The sequence below is a fragment of the Streptomyces sp. NPDC002588 genome, assembly GCF_040295925.1.
In the GTDB taxonomy this organism is placed as follows: Bacteria; Actinomycetota; Actinomycetes; order Streptomycetales; family Streptomycetaceae; genus Streptomyces.
In genome coordinates this window covers 71,813-90,232 of sequence record NZ_JBEOWF010000046.1, presented here as the reverse complement: position 1 = coordinate 90,232, position 18,420 = coordinate 71,813, and the positions used below count along the sequence as shown (strand labels likewise).

Sequence of the window (18,420 nt, the reverse complement as noted above, 5' to 3'; positions counted from 1 at the left end):
GTGTTGCCGAAGACGCTTCATGTGGATGAGCCGTCGTCGCATGTGGACTGGTCGGCGGGTGCGGTGGAGTTGCTGACCGAGCAGCGGGCGTGGCCTGAGCTGGACCGTCCGCGACGGGCCGCCGTCTCCGCCTTCGGCGCCAGTGGCACGAACGCCCATGTGATCGTCGAGCAGGGACCGGAACTCGAATCGGAGATCGAGGACCGCCCCGACAGCGAGCCGTCCGGGCTGGTCCCGTGGGTGGTGTCGGGCAGGACGGAGGCGGCGTTGCGCGCGCAGGCCGAGCGGCTGCGCGCCTTCGTCATCGAGCACCCCGGTCTCGACGTGGCCGACACTGCGTACTCACTCCTGCGGAGCCGTACCGCATTCGAGCACCGGGCTGTGGTGGTGGCCGGTGATCGTGCCGAACTGCTGGGTGGTCTGGAGGCGTTGGCGTCTGGCGGTGTGGCGCCGGGTGTGGTGAGCGGTGTGGGTGTGGCTGGTCGGCGTGCGGTGTTTGTGTTTCCCGGTCAGGGGTCGCAGTGGTTGGGGATGGCGGCGGGGTTGTGGGAGTCGTCGTCGGTGTTCGGTGAGCGGATGGTCGAGTGCGAGCGGGCGTTGGATCCGTTTGTGGACTGGTCGTTGTCCGCGGTGGTTCGTGGTGAGGCGGGCGCACCCGGTTTCGAGCGGGTGGATGTGGTGCAGCCGGTGTTGTTCGCGGTGATGGTGTCGTTGGCGGAGCTGTGGCGTTCGTGCGGGGTGGAGCCGGCGGCGGTGGTGGGGCATTCGCAGGGTGAGATCGCGGCTGCGGCTGTTTGCGGTGCTCTGTCGCTGGAGGATGCGGCTCGTGTGGTGGCGCTGCGGAGCAAGGCTCTGGGTGTGCTGGCGGGTCGTGGCGGCATGGTCTCCGTTGCGTTGCCGGTGGACGGGGTCCTCGGTCGGCTTGGTGAGGGGTTGTCGGTGGCGGCGGTCAACGGGCCGCTGTCCACTGTGGTCTCCGGTGATGTGGAGGCGTTGGAGGAGTTGCTCGCCTCCTGTGAGGCGGACGGTGTGCGTGCCCGGCGGATCCCGGTCGACTATGCCTCGCACTCGGCGCATGTGGAGCGGATCCGTGAGGAGCTGTTGGAGCTGTTGGAGCCGGTGTGTCCGCGGTCGGGTCGGGTGCCGTTCTATTCGGCGGTGACGGCCGAGGTGGTCGACGGCTCGGCGCTGGACGCGGGGTACTGGTACACGAATCTGCGGCAGACCGTCGACTTCCACGGTGCGACCAAGGCGCTGCTCGCGGATGGCTTCGATGCCTTCGTCGAGACCAGCGCCCACCCGGTCCTGACCGCTGCCGTCGAAGAGACGGTCGCGGAGATGGACGCGACCGCCGTGGTGCTGGGCACCCTGCGCCGCAACGAAGACGAACAACGACGTGTGTTGCTCTCCCTCGGTGAGGCTTTCGCGGCCGGTGTCACGGTCGACTGGACAGTACTTCCGGACAGCCTGGGCCACCGGGTGGACCTGCCCACCTACGCCTTCCAACGCCGGCGCTACTGGCTGGAGCCGGGGCAGGCAGGTGTGACCGACGCCGCCGGCCTTGGGCTGGAGGGCCTTGGGCACGGACTGCTCGGCGCGATGGTCCCGGTGCCGGAGTCCGACGGCGTGGTGCTGACCGGATCCGTGTCACTGCGGTCTCACCCCTGGCTCGCCGGACACGCGGTCTTCGGCACGCCACTCCTGCCCGGAACAGCCTTCGTGGACATGGCACTTCGGGCCGGGGCAGCGGTCGGCGCGGATGCCCTGGAAGAGCTGGTGCTGGAGGCACCCCTGCTGCTGCCGGAAGCGGACGACGTACGGCTGCACGTGAGTGTGGCGGGTGCGGACGAGTCCGGGCGCCGCGCGGTCGCGGTGCGCTCCCGCTCCGGCGAGGACTGGACCGTCCATGCGCGCGGGGTCGTGGCACCGCCCGTCGCCGGCGAGCCTGCCGCGACGGTGGGCGCCTGGCCTCCGGTGGGTGCGGAGAAGGTGGATGTCTCCGCGTTGTACGAGGAGTTCGCCGCCGCCGGTTACGACTACGGGCCTTTGTTCCAGGGCGTCCAGGCTGTCTGGCGCCGGGACGGGGAGGTCTTCGCGGAGGTCGGGCTGCCGCAGGGGGGCGGTGACGGATTCGCCGTGCATCCCGCGCTGCTGGACGCCGCGCTGCACTCGCTGGTGCTGATCGATCCGGCCGCGGACGGGGTCGGCGAACCCCGGCTGCCGTTCTCGTGGACCGGCGTCTCCCTCGCGTCCTCCGACGTCACCGCACTGCGCGTACGACTGGCCACCACGGACGACGGCGGCGTGTCGCTGTCGGCTGTGGACACGGCGGGCCGGCCCGTCGTATCGGTGGAGTCGCTGGTGCTGCGCGCGGTGAACACGGAGCAGTTGCGGGTCGGCCGGCAGGAGGGCCTCTACCGGCTGGAGTGGCAACCCGCGCCGGGCGGACCGGTGCAGGCGACGACCGACCGCTCCGTGATCCTGGGTGCCGATCCCGACCTCGCCGCCCTCGGGGAGTCCGTCCCCGACGTCGTCGTCGCACCCTTCACGGCCGGTGATGTGGCGCCGGAGGGGTTGGCCGAGCAGGCACGTACGGTCACGCGGCGCGCTCTGACGCTGATGCAACAGTTCCTCGCCGACGAGCGGCTGGCTTCGACGCGGCTGGTGTTCCTCACCCGCGGCGCGGTCGCGACACGGCCGGGCGACGACGTCGCCGACCTGATCAACGCCCCCGTGTGGGGCCTGGTCCGCTCGGCACAGCGCGAACACCCCGACCGACTGTGGCTGGTGGACGGCGCCGACGAGGCGCTGGCCGCCAACCTTGCCCTCGGTGAGGAACCACAGTCGGCAGTGCGCGACGGCGTGGTCTTCGTCCCGCGGCTCGTCCGGCACGACCCGTTCTCCGTGAACACCACCACGGGCTTCGGCAGGGAAGCCGGCACGGTCCTGATCACCGGTGGCACCGGCACCGTAGGCGCCCTGATCGCCCGCCACCTGGTCACCGAACACGGCATACGCCACCTGCTCCTGACCAGCCGCCGTGGCCGACAGGCGCCAGGCGCCGCAGAGTTGGTCACCGAGTTGGAGGCCATCGGGGCCCAGGTCACCATGGCCGCATGCGACGCGGCCGACCGCGAGGCCCTGGCCACCGTGCTCGCCGCCATCCCCCCGGACCGGCCACTGACCGGCGTCATCCACGCGGCCGGCGTCCTCGACGACGCGACGATCACCGGCCTGACCCCGGACCGACTCGACCGTGTCCTGCGCCCGAAGATCGACGCAGCGCTCAACCTGCACGACCTCACCCAGGACCACCACCTCGACGCCTTCGTCCTGTTCTCCTCGGCGGCCGGCGTTCTCGGCAGCCCCGGACAGGGCAACTACGCGGCGGCCAACGCGTTCCTGGACGCCCTCGCGGCACACAGAACCGCGGGCGGGCTGCCGGCGCAGTCGCTGCCGTGGGGGCTGTGGAGCGAGCGGAGCGAGTTGACGGCGTCACTCTCGGACGCGGAGCGCGAGCGTACGGGACGCTCGGGTGTACTCGGCCTGTCGTCCCAGGAGGCACTGGCCCTCTTCGATGCCGCGCGGAGTTCCGGCGAGCCCGTGCTCGTGCCGATCCGCCTCGACCACGCGGCGCTCCGTCGCCAGGACGTACCGCCGGTGCTGTGGCACGAGGTGCGCCGTCCGGGGCACGCCGGGCCGGGGTCCGCGCGGCCGGCGGCCGCATCCGCCCGGGAACGTCTGCTGGGGCTGCCCGAGGAGGAGCGTCGGGCGGGCCTGCTGGATCTCGTCCGCACCCATGTCGCCGCGGTGCTCGGCCACTCCACCACCGGCTCGGTTACGGCGGAGCGTGCGTTCAAGGAGCTGGGCTTCGACTCGCTCACCGCCGTTCAGCTGCGCAACCAGCTGGCCGCGGCGACCGGAGTGAAGCTCCCGCCGACCGTGGTGTTCGATCACCCCAACCCGGCGGCCCTGGCCGCCCACCTCGGCGGCGAACTCTTCGACGGGGGCCCGGACCCGGACTCGGCCGCCGTACTGCAGGAACTCGACCGCCTGGAGACGGCCCTCCTCTCCTCCATGTCCCGGCTCCCGGACCCCGAGCACGTGTCGTCCCGGCTGCGCGCGCTCGCCGCGAAGGTCGCGGGAACCGGCGGCGACAGCACCGACATCGACCCGGAAATCGCCTCGGCCACAGCTGACGAGCTGCTCGGCCTCATCGACAAGGAATTCGGCTCCGTGTGACGCGGTCCGGTTCGAGGCGATGAGCGGCACTTCCCCCGTGATTGTGAAAGGCGATGGACAAGGCGATGGCAGAGCAGGAAAAGCTCCTCGAGTACCTGAAGCGGATGACGGTCGACCTCCGACAGGCGAACCAGAGGCTCAGCGACGTCGACGCGAAGGCGCATGAGCCGATCGCCATCGTGGGCATGGGCTGCCGCTTCCCCGGCGGGGTGCGTTCCCCGGAGGAACTGTGGCAGTTGGTGGCCACCGGCACGGACGCGATCTCCGGCTTCCCCGCGGACCGGGGCTGGGACCTGGAGAACCTCTACGACGCGGATCCGGAGACGCGCGGGAAGGTCTACACGCGCGAGGGCGGGTTCCTGTACGACGCGGCGGAGTTCGACGCGGGGTTCTTCGGGATCTCGCCGCGTGAGGCGCTGGCGATGGATCCGCAGCAGCGGCTGCTGCTGGAGACGTCGTGGGAGGCGATCGAGCGGGCGGGCATCGACCCGGCGTCGCTGCGCGGCAGCCGTACCGGCGTCTACATGGGCCTGATGTACCACGACTACGCCGTACACACCTCGGGAGTCCCCGAGGACCTGGAGGGCCACCTCGGCACCGGCACGGCGGGCAGCATCGCGGCCGGGCGCATCGCCTACACCTTCGGCCTGGAGGGGCCCACGCTCACGGTCGACACGGCGTGTTCATCGTCGTTGGTGGCGTTGCACCTGGCGGTGCAGGCGCTGCGGCGTGGTGAGTGCGCGATGGCGCTGGCGGGCGGCGTGACGGTGATGTCCTCCCCGGCAGCCTTCCTGGACTTCAGCCGGCAGCGCGGGCTGTCCCCGGACGGCCGGTGCAAGGCGTTCGACGAGGGAGCGGACGGCACCGGCTTCGGCGAGGGTGCGGGTGTGCTGGTGGTGGAGCGTCTGTCGGACGCGGTGCGGCTGGGGCATCCGGTGCTGGCGGTGGTGCGGGGCAGTGCGGTCAATCAGGACGGTGCGAGCAATGGTCTGACGGCGCCGAACGGGTTGTCGCAGCAGCGGGTGATCCGGCAGGCGCTGGCAGACGCGCGGCTGGGCGCTGGGGATGTCGACGTCGTGGAGGCGCACGGGACGGGCACCCGGCTCGGTGACCCGATCGAGGCCCAGGCGCTGATTGCGACCTATGGGCAGGAGCGGGCCGATGAACTGCCGTTGTTCTTGGGGTCGTTGAAGTCGAACATCGGGCATGCGCAGGCGGCCGCGGGTGTGGGTGGGGTCATCAAGACGGTGATGGCTCTGCGGCATGGTGTGTTGCCGAAGACGCTTCATGTGGATGAGCCGTCGTCGCATGTGGACTGGTCGGCGGGTGCGGTGGAGTTGCTGACCGAGCAGCGGACGTGGCCCGAGCTGGACCGTCCGCGACGGGCGGCCGTCTCCTCCTTCGGGCTGAGCGGCACCAACGCCCACGTCATCCTCGAACAGGTCACCGCACCGGAGCCGGAAGTCGGGCGCGAGCCGCACGGACTGCTCCCCTGGGTGCTGTCGGGCAGGACGGAGACCGCCTTGCGGGCGCAGGCCGAGCGGCTGCACGCCTTCGTCACCGAGCACCCCGACCTCGACCTCGTCGACGCGGCGTACTCCCTCCTGCGCCGCCGCACCGGGTTCGAGTACAGGGCCGTCGTGCTGGCCCAGGACCGCGCCGAACTGCTGGCCGGTCTCACCGCGCTGGCGGCCGAAGAGCCCGCGTCCTCGGTCGTGCGAGGCGCGCGCGGTGACGGCGCGCTGGCCTTCCTGTTCACCTTCCAGGGCAGTCAGCGCCCGGGCATGGGACGCGAGTTGTACGACGCGTTCCCGGTCTTCGCGGCGGCCTTCGACGAGGTCTGCGCCGAACTGGACCGGCGCCTCGGCCGGCCGCTCAAGGAGATCGTCTTCGCACCCGAGGGCACCCCCGAGGCCGCGTTGCTGGCCCAGGCCGAATACGGTCACCCGGCGGTGTTCGCCCTGGAGGTCGCCCTCCACCGGCTGATCGAGCACTGGGGCATCCGGCCCGACGTGGTCTTCGGCGGCTCCAACGGCGACTCCGCCGTGCTCCACGTGACCGGCATGCTCTCCCTGGCGGACGCGGCCGCCTTCGTCACCACGCGGGGCCGTCTGCTCCAGCAGACACCGCAGGGCGGCACGATGGTCGCGATCGAGGCGTCCGAGGACGAGGTCCGCGCCTCCCTGCGGGGCCGCACCGGCACCGTCGACGTCGCCCTGGTCAACGGCCCGCGGCAGGTCGTCATCTCCGGCGACGAGGACCTCGTCGCGCAGATCGGCGACGAGTGGCGGGCCGCCGGCCGGCGGATCCACCGCATGTCCTTCGGCCGAGCCTTCCACTCCGCCCACATGGAGCCGATCGTGGACCGGTTCGTGACGGCGGTCCGGGAGCTGGAGTTCCACCAGCCGCGCACCCCGGTGATCAACTGCCTGGACGGCCGGCTCGCCGATCCCGCAGAGCTCTGCTCCCCGGAGTACTGGGGGCGTCACGTCCGTGGCGCCGTCCGCTTCCTGGACGGCATGCGCACCCTGGAGGCCGACGGCATCCGCACCTACCTGGAACTCGGCCCGGTCGCCATGCAGTCCCTGATGGGACGCGAGTGCCTCGCCGAAGACAGCGACGCGGCGCTGCTCCCCACCCTGCGCGAAGGGCGCCCGGAGCCCGTCAGCCTGCTGACCGCCCTTGCCCACCTGTACGTCCGCGGCATCGACTTCGACGCCGACGCCTTCTTCGGCCACCTGGGCCCGCGCCGCATCGAGCTGCCGACGTACGCCTTCGAGCGCGTGCACCACTGGCTCGCCGACTCCCCTGCCGCCGGTGCCGCCCGGCCGGCCGACCTGGGCCTCGGCGCGGCAGACCACCGGTTGCTGGGCGCGGCGGTGTCGGTGGCAGGGGCCGACGAACTGCTGCTCACCGGCCGCCTGTCGCTGCGCACCCACCCGTGGCTCGCGGACCACGCGGTGGCGGGCACGGTGCTGCTGCCCGGCACCGCCTTCATCGACCTGGCGCTCCACGCGGCCGACCTCTCCGACTGCCGGGCGATCGAGCAGCTGACGCTTCAGTCCCCGCTTGTCCTGCCCGAACAGGGCGGCATCCAGCTCCAGTTGGCGGTCGGCGCGGCGGACGCGGCAGGCCGGCGTGGACTGACGGTCTACGCCCGGCCCGACGACTCCGCCGACCGGCCGTGGACCCGGCACGCCTCCGGCACCCTGGCCGCCGACGCTGCCGACCCCGCCTTCGATCTGGCCCAGTGGCCCCCGCAGGATGCCCGCCCGGTGCCGGTGGACACGCTGTACGACACCCTCGCCGCCGCCGGACTCGACTACGGCCCGGCCTTCCGGGGCGTACGCGCGGCCTGGCGGCGCGGGACCGAGATCTTCGCGGAGGTCGCCCTGGCCGAGGAGGCGGCAGACGGCTACGGCGTGCACCCCGCGCTCCTCGACAGTGCCCTGCACGCCTGGAGCCTGGCCGGACCGGACGCGTCCGGCGGGCCGCGGCTGCCGTTCCACTGGTCGGGTGTGCGGCTCTTCGCGACCGGCGCGGACACCCTCCGGGTCCGGCTGGCCCCGGCCGGTGCGGACGCGATGGCGCTGGCGGTGGCCGATCCGACGGGGCTCCCGGTGGCGTCGGTGGAGTCGCTGACGGTGCGGCCGGTCACGGCCGATGCGCTGCGCGCGCCGTCCACGGCGGACGCGCTGTACCGGCTCGACTGGATCCCGGCAGACGCGGCGGAGCCGCTGGCACCGGGCAGCTGGGCAGGCGTCGGCTCCACCGAGGACGACCACCACCCCTCCCTGGCGGCCCTGGCCACCGCCGTCGACGCCGGTGCGGCCGTACCGGACGTGGTGGTCGTACGCGAACAGCCGGTCCTCGACGGCCTGCACGACGCGGTCCACCGCACGCTCCATCTGCTGCGGGCATGGCTGGCCGACGAACGGTTCGCGGCCGCCCGGCTGGTCCTCGTCACCAGCGGCGCCGTGGGCGAGCGGGTCACGAACCCGTCCGCCGCCGCGCTGCACGGCCTGGTGCGCTCCGCGCAGACCGAGCACCCGGGGCGGTTCGTCCTGGTCGACACCGACCGACCGGAGGAGCCGCTCACGACCGCGGTGCTCGGCACCGAACCGCAGTTCCTCGTCCGCGACGGCGCCTGGTCGGTGGCCCGGCTGGCGCGGGCCGAGGCGAGCGCCGGCGCGTCCGCCTTCCGTCCCGACGGGACCGTCCTGGTCACCGGAGGCACGGGCGCCCTCGGTGCGGCCGTCGCCCGGCACCTCGTGGCGGCGCACGGCGTCCGCCGCCTGGTGCTGACCAGCCGCAGGGGCCCGGCCGCCGACGGCGCCGAGGCGCTGGCGGCCGAACTCGGCGAGCTGGGCGCCACCGTGTCGGTCGTCGCCTGCGACGCGGCCGACCGGTCGGCCCTGGCCGGCGTCCTGGCCCGGATCCCGGCCGAGCACCCGCTGACCGGCGTGGTCCACGCGGCCGGGGTCGTGGCCGACGGACTGGTGGAATCCCTCACTGCGGAGCAGATCGACGCGGTGCTGCGCCCCAAGGCCGACGCCGCGCGCCACCTCCACGAGCTCACCCGGGAGCTGGACCTGGCGCACTTCGTCCTGTTCTCTTCCGCCGCCGGAGTGTTCGGCGGCGCGGGCCAGGGCGCGTACGCGGCGGCCAACGCCTTCCTGGACGGCCTGGCCGCCCATCGCCGGGCGAACGGGCAGCCCGCGCTCTCGCTCGCCTGGGGACTGTGGGCCGAACGCAGCGGCATCACCGGCCACCTGGCCGAGACGGACCTCGCCCGCATCGAGCGGGCCGGCTTCGCCCCGATCGCCGTCGAAGAGGGGCTGGCGCTCTTCGACGCCTGCCTCGCCGCCGACCGGGCGGCCCTGCTCCCGATGCGCCTCGACACCGCACCCCGGCCCGGTCGGGAGGTGCCGCCGCTGCTCAGCGCCCTGGTGCGCGCGCCGCGCCCGGCAGCCCGGACCGCTGCCGCGCCCGCCGCGACGCTCCGCGACCGGCTGCTGGCGCTGCCCGCCGCCGAACGCGACAGGATGCTGCTCGACGTGGTCCGTTCGCACGCCGCCACCGTCCTCGGCCACGCGACGGCCGACGCCGTCGGCGCCGAGCACACCTTCCGCGACCTCGGCGTCGACTCGCTGAGCGCCGTCGAACTGCGCAACGCGCTCGCCCCGCTCACCGGCCTGGCGCTGCCTCCCACCCTGGTCTTCGACTACCCCACACCGGCCGCGCTTGCCGCGTATCTGCGCCGCGAACTCCTCGCGGAGAACACCGACGCAGCCGAACCCGTCGCCGCCATGGCCGACGAGCCGATCGCCATCGTGGGCATGGGCTGCCGCTTCCCCGGCGGCGTGGGCTCCCCGGACGAGCTCTGGCAGTTGGTGGCCACCGGCACGGACGGCATCTCCGGCTTCCCGACGGACCGGGACTGGGATCTGGAGAACCTCTACGACCCGGACCCGGGCGTGCGCGGGAAGGTCTACACACGCGAGGGCGGGTTCCTGCACGACGCGGCGGAGTTCGACGCGGGGTTCTTCGGGATCTCGCCGCGTGAGGCGCTGGCGATGGACCCGCAGCAGCGGCTGCTGCTGGAGACGTCGTGGGAGGCGATCGAGCGGGCGGGCATCGACCCGGCGTCGCTGCGCGGCAGCCGCACCGGCGTCTACATGGGCCTGATGAACCGCGACTACCTGACCAGGCTGCGCGCCATCCCCGAGGAACTGGAGGCGTTCCGCGGCACCGGCACGGCAGGCAGTGTGGCGGCCGGCCGGCTGTCGTACACCTTCGGTCTGGAGGGCCCGGCCGTCACGGTCGACACGGCGTGTTCGTCGTCGCTGGTGACCCTGCACCTGGCGGTGCAGGCGCTGCGGCGCGGAGAGTGCCGGATGGCGCTCGCGGGCGGCGTGACGGTGATGTCCTCCCCGGCCGCCTTCCTGGACTTCAGCCGGCAGCGCGGGCTGTCCCCGGACGGCCGGTGCAAGGCGTTCGCCGACGGCGCGGACGGCACCGGCTGGTCCGAGGGTGTCGGCGTCCTGGTGGTGGAGCGTCTGTCGGACGCCGTGCGGTCGGGACATCCGGTGCTGGCGGTGGTGCGGGGCAGTGCCGTCAACCAGGACGGTGCGAGCAATGGTCTGACGGCGCCGAACGGGCCGTCGCAGCAGCGGGTGATCCGGCAGGCGCTCGCCGATGCCGGACTGAGCGCCGCGGACGTCGACGCCGTCGAGGCGCACGGAACGGGCACCCGGCTCGGCGACCCGATCGAGGCCCAGGCACTCCTCGCCACCTATGGGCAGGACCGGGGCGATCAAGCACCTCTGTTCCTGGGGTCGTTGAAGTCGAACATCGGGCATGCGCAGGCGGCCGCGGGCGTGGGTGGGGTCATCAAGACGGTGATGGCCCTACGGCACGGTGTGTTGCCGAAGACGCTGCATGTGGATGAGCCGTCGTCGCATGTGGACTGGTCGGCGGGTGCGGTGGAGCTGCTGACCGAGCAGCGGGCGTGGCCCGAGCTGGACCGTCCGCGACGGGCGGCCGTCTCCTCCTTCGGGCTGAGCGGCACCAACGCCCATGTCATCCTCGAACAGGCGCCCGAAGCCGAGGACGTCCCCGACGCCGAGTTCGGCCCCGTCCCCTGGGTCGTCTCGGGCAGGACGGAGACCGCCTTGCGGGCGCAGGCCGAGCGTCTGCACGCCTTCGTCACCGAGCACCCCGACCTCGCCCCGGGGGCGGCGGCGTACGCCCTGTTGACCACGCGCACCACCTTCGACCACCGGGCCGTGGTGGTGGCCGAGGACCGCGACGCGCTCCTGAGCGGCCTGGCCGCCGTGGCCGCCGGTGAGCCCGCAGCCGGAGTCGCGCAGGGCCGGCAGCACTCGGGCCGGCTCGCCGTCCTCTTCACCGGGCAGGGCAGTCAGCGCCTCGGCATGGGACGCGAGTTGTACGGCGCGTTCCCGGTCTTCGCGGCGGCCTTCGACGAGGTCTGCGCCGAACTGGACCGGCATCTCGGCCGGCCGCTCAAGGAGATCGTCTTCGCGCCCGAGGACAGCCCCGAGGCGGCCCTGATCCACCACACCGGCTTCACCCAGCCCGCGGTGTTCGCCCTGGAGGTCGCCCTCTACCGGCTGATCGAGCACTGGGGCGTCCGTCCCGACGCGGTGGCCGGCCACTCGATCGGCGAGCTGGCGGCCGCCCACGTCATCGGCCTGTTCCCGCTGCCGGACGCCGCCGCCCTGGTGGCGGCCCGCGGGCGGCTGATGCAGGAGCTGCCGACGGGTGGGGCCATGGTCGCCGTCCAGGCCACCGAGCCGGAAGTGCTCGAGCTCATCGGGGACATGGCCGACCGGGTCGGTGTCGCCGCCGTCAACGGGCCGTCCGCCGTCGTCCTGTCCGGCGCCGCCGAAGCCGTGCTCGACCTCGCCGGGCAGCTGCGCGCCATGGGCCGCAAGACCAAGCGCCTGGAGGTCAGCCACGCCTTCCACTCACCGCTGATGGAACCGATGCTGGACGGGTTCGCCGAGGTGGCGCGCGGTCTCCGATTCGCCCCCGTCACCACCGAGTTCTTCTCCACCCTGACCGGCGGCCCGGTCAGCGCGGAGGAACTCGGCAGCCCCGAGTACTGGGTGCGGCACGTCCGGCAGGCCGTCCGGTTCCACGACGTGGTGGGTGCCCTCGAGGCCGACGGAGTGACCACTTTCCTGGAACTCGGCCCCGACGGCGTGCTGTCCGCGATGGGCCCCAACTGCCTGCCCGCGGCCGCGGAGGCCGTCACCTTCGTCCCCTCCCTGCGCGGCGGCACCCCCGAGACGCATAGCCTCACCAAGGCGGTCGTCCGGCTGCACGTGCACGGCGTCCCGGTGGACTGGCCGGCGTTCTGCGGCACCCCGGTGGACTGGTCGGCGGCGTTCGACGGGCCCCGCCCGCCCCGCACGGAGCTGCCGACCTACGCCTTCCAGCGGCAGCGGTACTGGCTCGACGCGCTGCCGGCGCAGCCGGAGGACCTCGGCGCCGCCGGGCTCGTCCCCGCGGACCACCCACTGCTGGGCGCCGCCATCGAACTGCCCGGCTCCGGCGGCCTGTTGTTCTCCGGACGCCTCGCCGCCCACACCCAGCCCTGGCTCGCCCAGCACACCCTCGCCGGGACGCCGGTGCTGCCCGCCTCCGCCGTGGTCGACATGGTCCTGCGGGCCGGCGACGAGACCGGCTGCGCCCTCATCGAGGAACTCGTCCTGGAAGCCCCGCTGGTCCTGCCCGACCAGGGCGGCACGCACCTCAGGCTCACGGTCACCCCGTCCGGAGAGGGACACACCGTCCAGCTGCACTCGCGGCCCGAGGGGACGTCCGGTTCCGGCGGATGGGTGCGCAACGCCCACGGCACGCTGCGCACCACCGGCCCGTCCCCGGACGCCGGCCTGGCCGTGTGGCCGCCGGACGGCGCCGTACCGGCCGCGGCCGAGGACCTGTACGAGCGCCTGGCGCAGGCAGGGCTCGCCCACGGGCCGGCGTTCAGGGCCGTCCGGGCCGTGTGGCGCCGCGACGCGGAGCTTTACGCCGAACTGGCCCTCGGCCCGGCCGAGGCGCAGGAGGCCGGCCGGTACCGCGTGCACCCAGCGCTGCTGGACGGCGCGCTGCACGTGCTCGGTCTGACGGACACGGCCGGCGAGCTGCCCACGTCCTGGTCGGGCGTGTCCGTGCACGCCACCGGCGCCACCGCCGCCCGCGTCCGCATCGCCCCCGGCGCACCGGGCACGGTCTCCCTGCTGCTGACCGACCCGGCCGGACTGCCGGTCGCGTCGGCGGACTCCGTGGGCCTGCGTCCCGCACCGGCCGACCTGCCTCGCCCGACGGCGCAGCGTCCCGCCCCGGCTGCCCGCCCGGCCCGGCGCACGGTCGCGGCCGAACCCGTCGCGGCTCCCGGAACCAGGGAGCGGCTGCTCGCCCAGCCGCCGGACGAGCGTGCCCGCACGCTGCTCGACATCGTCCGCCGCAGCACCGCGCTGGTCTTCGGGCACTCCGGGGCCGACGACGTGGACCCGGCACAGTCGTTCAAGGACATCGGCATCGACTCGCTCACCGCGGTCGAACTGCGCGACCACGTGACGGCGGCCTCCGGCCTGCGGGTGCCCCCGACCGTGCTGTTCGACTGCCCCACCCCGGCCGCGCTCGCCGCCCGGCTGGACGAGGAGGCGGCCGCCGAGCTGTCCGGAGTGCCCGAACTCCACCGGGAACTGGACCGATTGGAGGCCCTGCTCGCCGGGCTGCCCGGCGAGGGGACGGACCGCGAGGAGATCTACGCCCGACTGCGCGCCCTCACCGGCTCCCGGGACCGGCCGGCGGACCGCACGGCGGACGCCGACCTCGAGTCCGCCACCGCCGAGGAGATCTTCGACCTGCTGGATGCCGAACTGGAGTCGTCGTGAGCACGCAACCTGTGACCAACGAGGCGAAGTACCTCGACTACCTCAAACGCGCGACGGCCGACCTGCGCGAGGCCCGCAGACAGGTGCGCGAGCTGACCGACCGGCAGCACGAACCGGTGGCGATCATCGGCATGAGCTGCCGGTACCCCGGCGGTGTCGCCGACCCCGAGGGACTGTGGGAGCTGGTGTCGGAAGGACGGGACGCCATCTCCGGGTTCCCGGACAACCGCGGCTGGCCCGACGACAAGGCGGGCCACGGCGGATTCCTGCACCACGCGGACGAGTTCGACGCCGACTTCTTCGGCATCTCGCCGCGCGAGGCCCTGGCCATGGACCCCCAGCAGCGACTGCTGCTGGAAACGGCCTGGGAGGTGTTCGAGGCGGCCGGCCTCGACCCGTCCGCGGTCCGCGGCGAGCAGGTGGGCGTCTTCACCGGCCTCAACCTGCACGACTACGCGACCCGGGCCGAGGCCATCCCCGCCGAGGCCATGGGCTACCTCAGCACCGGCAACGCCGGCAGCGTCGCCTCCGGGCGGATCGCCTACTTCCTCGGTCTGGAGGGCCCGGCCGTCACGGTCGACACGGCCTGCTCCTCCTCCCTGGTGGCCCTGCACCTGGCGGCACAGGCACTGCGGCGCGGCGAGTGCGGGACGGCCCTGGCCGGCGGTGCGACGATCATGAGCTCTCCCGGCGCGTTCGCCGACTTCGGCGCTCAGGGCGGTCTGGCCGCTGACGGCCGGTGCAAGTCCTTCGCCGCCTCGGCCGACGGCACGGCCTGGGGAGAGGGGGTCGGACTGCTCCTGCTGGAGCGGCTGTCCGACGCACGGCGACTCGGGCACCCGGTGCTGGCCGTGCTGCGTGGCTCGGCCGTCAACCAGGACGGCGCCAGCAACGGCCTGACCGCGCCCAACGGCCGCGCCCAGCGCCAGGTGATCCGGCAGGCTCTCGCGGACGCCGGGCTGAACCCGGCGGACGTCGACGCCGTGGAGGCACACGGCACCGGTACCCGGCTCGGCGACCCCATCGAGGCCCAGGCCCTGCTCGCCACGTACGGCCAGAACCGCACGGCCGGCAGCCCGCTCTGGCTGGGCTCGCTGAAGTCGAACATCGGGCACACCATGGCGGCGGCCGGCGTGGGCGGCGTGATCAAGATGGTTCAGGCCATGCGCCACGGGACGCTCCCGAGGACCCTGCACGTGGACGCGCCGTCACCGCAGATCGACTGGTCGGCGGGCTCCGTCGCGCTGCTGACCGAGGCACGCCCCTGGCCCGGGACGGACCGTCCCCGCCGCGCGGCGGTCTCCTCCTTCGGGATGAGCGGCACCAACGCCCACGTCATCCTCGAACAGCCCGAGGAACAGCCCGAGGAACAGCCCGAGGAACAGCCCGAGGAACAGCCCACCGCACCGACCACGGCACAGTCCGAGGCGCGTCCAGGGCCGCAGGGTGCGCAACTGTCCGTACCCGTACCGTCCGCGGAACCCGCCGGCCCCCTGCCCTATGTGCTCTCCGCCCGCACTCCGCAGGCACTGCGCGCCCAGGCCGCCCGGCTGCACACGCACCTGCTCGCCCACCCGGAGCAGCGCGGTGCCGAGGTGGCCTGGTCCCTGGCGACCGGCCGTGCCGCATTGGACCACCGCGCGGTCGTGGTCGCCGACGGGCGCCAGGACCTGCTGGACCGGCTCGGCGCCCTGGCGGACGGCAGGGACGCCCCGCACACGGTCCGTGGCACCGCGGCCGCCCGGACAGCCGGCCGCACCGCCTTCGTCTTCCCCGGCCAGGGCTCCCAGTGGCGCGGCATGGCAACCGGACTGGCCGCCTCCTCCGCCGTGTTCCGGGACCGCCTCGCGGCCTGTGAGGAGGCTCTCGCGTCCCACGTCGACTGGTCGCTGACCCGGGTACTGCGCGGCGACCCGGACGCGCCCTCCCTCGACCGGGTGGACGTGGTCCAGCCGGCCCTGTTCGCCGTCATGGTGTCGCTGGCCGCCCTGTGGCGGTCGTACGGCATCGAGCCGGACGCCGTCGTCGGCCACTCGCAGGGGGAGATCGCGGCCGCCTGCGTGTCCGGCGCCCTCTCGCTGGAGGACGCCGCACTGGTGGTGGCCCTGCGCAGCCGGGTGCTGACGCAACTGGCGGGGCGCGGCGGCATGGTGTCGGTCGCGCTGCCCTCCGAGCGGGTGGTGCCCCGGCTCGCGCCCTGGGCGGACCGGATCGCGGTCGCGGCGGTCAACGGCCCGAACGCGACGGTGGTGGCCGGTGACGCCGATGCCCTGGACGCCTTCCTGGCGGCAAGCGAGGCGGACGGGCTGCGGGTGCGCCGCGTTCCGGTGGACTACGCCTCTCACTCGCCGCACGTCGAGACCGTTCGTGAGGAGCTGCTGACGCGGCTGTCCGCCGTCGCGCCGAAGCCCGCCGAGGTGCCGTTCTACTCGGCGGTCACCGGCACGCCGCTCTCCGGGACGGAGCTCGACGCCGACTACTGGTACCGCAACCTGCGCCGGCCGGTGCGCTTCGACGAGACCGTACGGCTGCTGATCCAGGACGGCTTCCGGTACTTCGTCGAGGCGAGCCCGCACCCCGTGCTCGTCGGCGGCATCGAGGAGACCGCCGAGACTGCAGAGACCGGACGCGCCGTCACCGTGACCGGGTCGCTGCTGCGCGACGAGGGCCACCCCACCCGCTTCCTGCAGTCCGCCGGCGAGCTGTACGTCCGGGGCGCCACCGTGGACTGGACCGCCGCACTCACGCCCGCCCGCCGCGTCGAACTGCCGCGCTACGCGTTCCAGCGGCGCTCGTTCTGGCTGGCGTCCACTCCCGCCGCGACGCTCCCCGCGACCCTCGCGCCCGCGCCCGCCATCGAGGAGGACACCGGAACGCTGCCGCGGATCCTGGCCCGGCTCGCCGACGACGAGCAGCGGGGCGCCGCGGTCACGGACCACGTCCGCACCGCCACCGCCGCCGTACTCGGCCACGCCACGCCGGAGGACGTCGACCCCGACCGGTCCTTCGTCGAGCTCGGACTCGAGTCCCTCACGGCCCTGCAACTGCGCAACCGGCTGCGGGAGTCCACCGGACTGTCCCTGCCCGCGACCCTCGTCTTCGACCACCCGACGGTCAACGCGCTGGCCGGGCACCTCGCGGAGCGGCTGGCGCAGGCACCCGGCGAGCTCTCCGGGAATCCGCTGACCGGTCTGTTCCGCGAGGCGTACGGCGCCGGCCGGCTCACTGAGGGCTTCCAGCTGCTGACCGCCGCCGCGGCACTGCGGCCGGACTTCGAACAGCGTGCCGATGCGGACCGCTGGCCCATCCCGGTCCGCATCACATCCGGCGCCGCCGGCCTCGCCGTGCTGTGCCTTCCCTCGCTCAGCGCCGTCTCCGGACCGCAGGAGTATCTGCGGCTCGGCTCGGCGCTCGGCGCCGCGGGCGAGGTCTGGGCGCTGCCGCATCCCGGCTTCACGGCCGGCGAACCGCTGCCGCGCTCGGCCCGGGCGCTGATCGGCGCCCAGGCGGAGACCGCCGTCGAACTGGCGGCCGGTCGCCCGATGGTGCTGCTCGGCCGATCCTCCGGCGGATGGATCGCCCACGCCGTGGCCGAGCACCTGGCCGCGCTCGGCACGCCGGCCGCCGCCGTCGTCCTGGCCGACACCTTCTCCCGGACCGCCGACCGTTCCAGCACCCGACTGATGGTCTCCCAGCTGCTGGAGAACGAGGAGGCGGCCGAACTCCTCGACGACCAGCGGCTGGTGGCGATGGGCGGCTACTTCCGGGTCTTCGCGGACTGGACCCCGCAGCCCCTCACGACCCCGGTGCTGCTGCTGCGCGCCACCGCCGAGGTCCCCGGCGCCGACGGGGGACAACGGGGGGCCGGCTGGGAGCACGCCCACCACGTGGTCGACGTGCCCGGAGACCACTTCTCGATGCTCGACGAACACCATCGGACAACCGCCGACGCCATCGCGTCCTGGCTGCGCACGGAGGTACGGGGATGACCAACGCCCTGGCTGCACAAGAGCTCTGGATCCGCCGCTACCACCCGGCACCCGAGGACACCGACCTGTCGCTGGTCTGCTTCCCCCACGCGGGTGGCTCCGCCAGCTACTTCCGCCCGCTCGCGGACGCCCTGGCCTCCGTCGTGGAGGTGTTGCCGGTGCAGTACCCGGGCAGGCAGGACCGCCGCGCCGAACCGCCGATCACCTCGATCCCCCGGCTGGCCGACGAGATCGTCACCGTGCTGGAGTCGCTCCCGCGACGCCGGCTGGTGCTGTTCGGGCACAGCATGGGCGCCTGTCTGGCCTTCGAGGTGGCCCGCCGGATCGAGCAGGCCTCCTCCCTCGACCTGGCGGGGCTTGTCGCCTCCGGCCGCACCGCCCCGCCGAAGCTGCGCGACCGCGGGGTCCGCTCGATGGACGACGACGGCGTGATCGCCGAGATCCGCCGGCTGAGCGGCACCGACGAACGGCTCCTCCTCGACCCGGACGTCATCCGAATGATCATGCCGGCCGTCCGCGGTGACTACACGGCGGTGGAGTCGTACCGGTACGAGCCCGGCCCCCGGTTGCGCTGCCCGATCAGCGTGCTGGTGGGCGACGACGACCCGCAGGTCACCCTCGCCGAGGCGGAGGAGTGGCGCGACCACACCGAAACCGGCTTCACCATGCGCAGCTTCCCCGGCGGCCACTTCTACCTGGCCGAGCAGAACACCCAGGTCGCCCGGGCACTGACCGAGGACCTGGCGCGCTTCCGCTGACCG

The 18,420-nt window shown here is 73.6% G+C and carries 4 protein-coding genes; all 4 read left to right on the top strand.

Features of this window, described 5'->3' with window-relative positions:
• A partial coding sequence (locus ABT057_RS38995; protein ID WP_502974035.1) for an SDR family NAD(P)-dependent oxidoreductase occupies positions 1-4,242 on the top strand: 4,242 nt, incomplete at its 5' end.
• 65 nt (positions 4,243-4,307) lie between these two features.
• A complete protein-coding gene (locus ABT057_RS38990) occupies positions 4,308-13,670 on the top strand; it encodes an SDR family NAD(P)-dependent oxidoreductase (RefSeq protein ID WP_352348659.1) in 9,363 nt (3,120 codons plus the stop codon).
• Entirely contained in the window at positions 13,667-17,659 is a 3,993-nt protein-coding gene (locus ABT057_RS38985; protein WP_502974034.1) for a type I polyketide synthase, read from the top strand. Before ABT057_RS38990 ends, ABT057_RS38985 begins: the two co-directional genes overlap by 4 nt.
• Positions 17,656-18,417 (top strand): thioesterase II family protein, encoded by a 762-nt coding sequence (locus ABT057_RS38980; protein ID WP_352348658.1) that lies wholly within the window; start codon positions 17,656-17,658, stop codon positions 18,415-18,417. The genes ABT057_RS38985 and ABT057_RS38980 overlap by 4 nt, the downstream gene beginning before the upstream one ends.
• Positions 18,418-18,420 lie beyond the last annotated feature (3 nt).

What these genes read in the sequence shown, in the direction of transcription:
- ABT057_RS38980 (WP_352348658.1), top strand. Translation starts at nt 17,656, where the DNA reads ATGACCAACGCCCTGGCTGCACAAGAGCTCTGGATCCGCCGCTACCAC.
- ABT057_RS38990 (WP_352348659.1), top strand. Translation starts at nt 4,308, where the DNA reads ATGGCAGAGCAGGAAAAGCTCCTCGAGTACCTGAAGCGGATGACGGTC.